We start from the raw sequence: 3946 nt of genomic DNA on the forward strand, positions 1-3946 counted from the left end.
ACGCTCAGCCCCTTCTGCCCGGCGGCGAGGTTGCGGCGATAGAAGGCGTTGGACTCCTCCGCGGTCGAGAAGCCGGCATATTGGCGGATCGTCCAGGGCCGGCCGGCATACATCGACGCGCGCACGCCGCGAGTGAAGGGGGCGACACCCGGCAGGCCGGGGTCCACCGTCACGTCGGCCGCGGTATAGAGCGGCTTGACGTCGATCCTCTCCGGCGTGTGCCAGGTCAGGTCCTTGCCCTTGACCTCCCTGGCGGCGGCGGCGGCCCAAGCGTCGAGGCTCGGCGTCCTGGCCGGCTCGGGCAGGTCGCGCGGCTCCGGCGCAGCGCCCGCATCCTCGCCGATATTGGTCTCGATCGTCGCCATCACGCCCCCGTGAACGCCGGCTTGCGCTTCTGCAAGAACGCGGTTGCGCCCTCCGCCCCGTCGCGGGTGCCGCGCGCGGTGCGCTGGTTATCGGCCTCGGTCCACATCGCGGTCGGATAGTCGCACGCCAGCGCGGCGGCGAGGCCCCGGCGCATCAGGCCCATCGCCCGTGTCGGCCCCGCCGCCAGCCGCTCGGCCAGCGCGAATGCTTCGGCGTCGAGCGCCTCGTCGACGACGACCCGGTGGATCATCCCCCAAGCGAGCGCCTTGGCCGCCGGCACCTTGTCGCCCAGCAGCATCATCTCGGCGGCGCGGGCGCGACCGATCAGCCGCGGCAACAGCCAGGACGCGCCGCCGTCGGGAACAAGGCCGACGTTGACGAACGCCTGCAGGAAATAGGCCGTCTCGCTCGCGACGCACAGGTCGGCGGCGAGCGCGAGCGAACAGCCGATGCCGGCGGCGGCCCCGCGCACGGCGCTGATTACCGGCACGGCAAGGTCGGCCAGTGCCAGCATCGCCGGGTTATAGTCGTCGACCAGCGCGCGATGGATCGCCTCGCCCGGCTCGTCGTCGCCGAATGCGTCGGCTCCGAGGTCAGCCCCCGCGCAGAACGCCCGCCCCGTCCCCGTCACCAGCACCGCGCGCGCGCCGTCAAGCGTCTCGATCGCGGCGCGCAGCTCGGCAAAAGCTGCGGGCGGCACGGCGTTGAGCCGCTCGGGACGGTTGAGGGTGAGGACCAGGACATCGCCGCGCCGCTCGACCAGGATATGCTCGGCCATCGTCAGTGATCCCCGCGCGGCGTTTCCATCAGCTCGACCAGCACCCCGCCCATTTCGCGCGGGTGGACGAAGACGATCGGCGTGCCATGCGCACCGATGCGCGGCTCGCCGAGGATGGTCGCGCCCTTGGCGGTGAGGTCGGCAACGGCGGCGGCGATGTCGGGCACCTCGAAACAGACGTGATGCTGTCCGCCGGCCGGGTTCTTGCGCAGGAAGCCGGCGATGGGGGAGGCATCGTCATAGGGCTCGATCAGCTCGATCTGGGTGTTGGGCGCGTCGATGAAGCAGACGCGGACGCCCTGAGCGGGGAGGTCGAACGGTTCGCCGATCGCGGTGGCACCGAGCAGGGTGCGGTAGGTCTCGATCGAGCGCTCGATCGACGGCGTCGCGACGCCGACGTGATTGAGGCGGCCGAGGGTCATTCCTCAAGCCTGCGTTGACGCGTGGCGATGGCAGCGCCCTCGATCATGCCTTCCAGCCGACTAACCCGATCCCGCAAATCACCATGGGCTTCGGCCAGACGCGTGAGGCGCACGCCCAGCGACGTCATGTCCTTGCCCAGTGCGTCTAATTGGTCCTTCAATGTAAGAACGGTCTTGACGAAGCCGAGTGCTTTCTCGCCTGCGCTCATGTCCGCTCGCCCGCAAGGATTGCATCAACCGTCGCACACGTCCGGGCGATATCGGCACGCATGCTCGCGACGGTGTTGTGCATCGACGTCACCGCCGCTTCCAGCTCTGGCAGGGCGAGTCTCAACGCCTCCTCTTCCTCATCCGCTGAAACGGATGGCTGTGCCATGTATTGGCTCGACGCCTCTCGCACGACATGGCCGACCGATCTGCCCTTACTAGCCGCGAACGCATCAAGCGCTGCCTTGTGATCGGGGGTGGTAAGAAAAGTGACACGTTCGGTATGCATATAACTCTCCTTCACATCACCTTATAATGTGCAGAAGGATAGTTCACAACGGAATGTTGTCATGCTTCTTCCACGGGTTCTCCAGCACCTTCCCGCGTAGCTTGCGCAGCCCCAGTGCCACCCGCCGCCGCGTCGAGTGCGGCTGGATCACCTCGTCGATGAAGCCCTTGCTCGCCGCCACGAACGGGTTGGCGAAGCGCGCCTCGTATTCGGCGGTGCGCTCGGCGATCTCGTCGGGCGTACGGCCGCGGAAGATGATCTCGACCGCGCCCTTCGCGCCCATCACCGCGATCTCGGCGGTCGGCCAGGCGTAGTTGAGGTCGCCGCGCAGATGCTTCGACGCCATCACGTCATAGGCACCGCCATAGGCCTTGCGGGTGATGACGGTGATCTTGGGCACGGTCGCCTCGGCATAGGCGAACAGCAGCTTGGCGCCGTGCTTGATGATGCCGTTATGCTCCTGCGCGGTCCCCGGCAGGAAGCCCGGCACGTCGACGAAGGTCACGATCGGGATATCGAACGCGTCGCAGAAGCGCACGAACCGGGCCGCCTTCTTCGATGAGTTGATGTCGAGGACCCCCGCCAGCACCATCGGCTGGTTGGCGACGATGCCGATCGTGCGCCCCTCGATCCGGCCGAAGCCGGTGATGATGTTGCCCGCATGCGCCGGCTGCGTCTCGAAGAAGTCGCCCTCGTCGACGACCTTCCGGATCAGCTCGTGCATGTCGTAGGGCTGGTTGGCGGATGCGGGGATCAGCGTGTCGAGGCTCGGTTCGATGCGGTCCCAGGCGTCGGCGGTCGGGCGCTCCGGCACGCCCTCACGGTTGGATAGCGGCAGGAAGTCGATGAAGTCGCGCGCCGCCAGCAGCGCCTCGATATCGTCATCGAACGCGTTGTCGGCCACCGACGTCTTGGTGGTGTGCGTCACCGCGCCGCCCAGCGCTTCCTGCGTCACCACCTCGTTGGTCACCGTCTTCACCACGTCGGGGCCGGTGACGAACATGTAGCTCGAATCCTTCACCATGAAGATGAAGTCGGTCATCGCCGGGGAGTAGACTGCACCTCCGGCGCAGGGGCCCATGATCAGCGACAGCTGCGGGACCACCCCCGACGCCAGCACGTTGCGCTGGAACACCTCGGCATAGCCGCCGAGCGAGGCCACCCCTTCCTGGATGCGCGCGCCGCCCGAATCGTTGAGGCCGATCACCGGCGCGCCGACCTTCAGCGCCATGTCCATTACCTTGCAGATCTTCTGCGCGTGCCGTTCGCTCAAGCTGCCGCCAAACACGGTGAAGTCTTGGCTGAACACGAACACCAGCCGGCCATTGATCGTACCCGAACCGGTGACGACGCCGTCGCCGGAATAGCGCTGCTCCTGCATCCCGAAGTCGACGCAGTTATGCTCGACGAACATGTCAAGCTCCTCGAACGACCCTTCGTCGAGCAGCACGTCGAGCCGCTCGCGCGCGGTCAGCTTGCCCTTGGCGTGCTGTGCATCGATGCGCTTCTGACCACCGCCCAGGCGGGCGGCGTCGCGGCGGCGGTCGAGTTCGGCGATGGTCGAGGACATGCGCGCTCCTTGATGACGCGCCTTCCTGCCGCGGGGCATCGGTCGGCGCAAATGTGAAGTTGCGAAGTTGCGAAGCGGCGACTTGCGAACTACCCTGCCGCATGGCTTCGCCCCGCCTCTATGCCGCCGAGCCGCTGCGCGCGATGCGCCGTGCGGCCGGGCTGACCCAACGGGCGATGGCGGCGCGGCTCGGCGTCTCGGTCAGCTACCTGTCGCAGCTGGAGGGCGGCGAGCGGCCCTTATCCGCCGCGGTGCTGGCGGCGCTCGACCGACACCATCCCGAGACCCTGGCAGGGCTGGAGGCGGAGGCTCCC

At 67.7% G+C, this 3946-nt stretch carries 7 protein-coding genes; 1 reads left to right on the forward strand and 6 read right to left on the reverse strand.

Annotated elements, in window-relative coordinates; all coding sequences use genetic code 11:
* The 6 genes from HUU96_RS12780 to HUU96_RS12805 all read right to left on the reverse strand — a co-directional run.
* On the reverse strand, nucleotides 1-365 hold a 365-nt coding region (locus tag HUU96_RS12780; protein ID WP_254605218.1), incomplete at its 3' end, for a methylmalonyl-CoA mutase family protein.
* Nucleotides 365-1144 carry an enoyl-CoA hydratase-related protein gene (locus HUU96_RS12785; protein WP_174293151.1) on the reverse strand — a complete coding sequence of 260 codons (780 nt, stop codon included), beginning with the start codon at nucleotides 1142-1144 and terminating at the stop codon, nucleotides 365-367. The genes HUU96_RS12785 and HUU96_RS12780, both read right to left, overlap by 1 nt.
* Nucleotides 1145-1146: 2 nt before the next feature.
* Nucleotides 1147-1566 (reverse strand): methylmalonyl-CoA epimerase, encoded by a 420-nt coding sequence (gene mce, locus HUU96_RS12790; protein WP_174293152.1) that lies wholly within the window; start codon nucleotides 1564-1566, stop codon nucleotides 1147-1149.
* Nucleotides 1563-1775, reverse strand: a complete 213-nt coding sequence (locus tag HUU96_RS12795) for a hypothetical protein (RefSeq protein WP_174293153.1) — start codon at nucleotides 1773-1775, stop codon at nucleotides 1563-1565. Before HUU96_RS12795 ends, mce begins: the two co-directional genes overlap by 4 nt.
* Complete coding sequence (locus tag HUU96_RS12800; RefSeq protein ID WP_174293150.1) at nucleotides 1772-2062, reverse strand: hypothetical protein; 291 nt, start codon at nucleotides 2060-2062, stop codon at nucleotides 1772-1774. Before HUU96_RS12800 ends, HUU96_RS12795 begins: the two co-directional genes overlap by 4 nt.
* A 43-nt stretch (nucleotides 2063-2105) precedes the next feature.
* Complete coding sequence (locus tag HUU96_RS12805) at nucleotides 2106-3632, reverse strand: acyl-CoA carboxylase subunit beta (RefSeq protein ID WP_174293154.1); 1527 nt, start codon at nucleotides 3630-3632, stop codon at nucleotides 2106-2108.
* 101 nt (nucleotides 3633-3733) lie between these two features.
* Between HUU96_RS12805 and HUU96_RS12810 the strand changes: the two genes are divergently transcribed.
* On the forward strand, nucleotides 3734-3946 hold a 213-nt coding region (locus tag HUU96_RS12810), incomplete at its 3' end, for a helix-turn-helix domain-containing protein (RefSeq protein WP_174293155.1).

The organism is Sphingomonas bacterium (genome assembly GCF_903644135.1).
Taxonomy (GTDB): domain Bacteria; phylum Pseudomonadota; class Alphaproteobacteria; order Sphingomonadales; family Sphingomonadaceae; genus Sphingomonas.